The organism is Micromonospora sp. HK10, assembly GCF_000982955.1.
Taxonomy (GTDB): Bacteria; Actinomycetota; Actinomycetes; order Mycobacteriales; family Micromonosporaceae; genus Micromonospora.
In genome coordinates, this window is the sequence record NZ_KQ058798.1 from 1 (window position 1) to 834 (window position 834).

At 73.5% G+C, this 834-nt stretch carries 1 protein-coding gene; it reads right to left on the reverse strand.

Annotated features, from left to right (window positions below):
* Positions 1–557 (reverse strand): thiamine pyrophosphate-dependent enzyme (locus tag LQ51_RS12220; protein WP_046565255.1); only part of this gene is annotated, 557 nt, incomplete at its 3' end.
* Between the last annotated feature and the right edge of the window lie 277 nt (positions 558–834).

Genomic DNA, 834 nt, shown 5'->3' on the forward strand with positions numbered 1-834 from the left:
GCCTCGCCGTCGTCGCCACCGGTCTTGCCGTCCATGGCGACGCCCATGGCGTACCCGGTCGCGTGCAGGGTCTGCGCCCCGATCACGATCGTGTACATGTTGAACTTGAACTCGTTGGGGTCCCAGCCGCCCTGGTCGACGCCGCGGAACAGGCCGAGCGGCATGATCGGGTCGATGCCCCGGCAGTAGAGGACGCCGTGCTCGCGGTAGGTCGGGAAGGCCATGTCCTGCGCGCGCAGCGCCCGGCCGGAGCCGACCTGGGCCGCCTCCTGACCCAGCAGGCTGGCCCAGAGACCCAGCTCGCCCTGCCGCTGCAGCGCGGTGGCCTCGGCGTCGAGCTTGCGGACCAGCACGAGGTCGCGGTAGAGCCCGCGGTACTCCTCGTCGGTGAAGTCCACCCGGTACTCGGTCCCGTCCGGGCCGAGCGCGCTCTCGATCCGCTCGCCCTCCGGCGTCAGCAGCTGTACGAGTTCCGGCTCGCCCGCCACGGTGGCGCGCTTGGAACGGGGTGCGGCCCGCTTGCTGCGGGTGGCGGCCCCGGGGTCGCCCTTTGCCATCCGTCTCTCCCTGTCTGGTCTGCGCCGGCGCCGGGGGGTGACCCGTGCCGCGCACATCGTGCGCCCGATCCGGCGGGTGCCGGGTCGGTCCCTGGCGGCCGCGCCTAGCCCCGGTGAGGGTTGCCGCGCGGCGTGAGCCGGGGTCCGTTTCGGAACCCGGCCCGGGAGCGCCGGCGCCGTACCGCACCAGCCGCGGGGTGCGCGGAGGTGGCGGCTGCGTTGCCGTCGTGTCTGAATGATTGCAGAGGAGGTGAGCGGGCCCACAGTATGGCCTCCC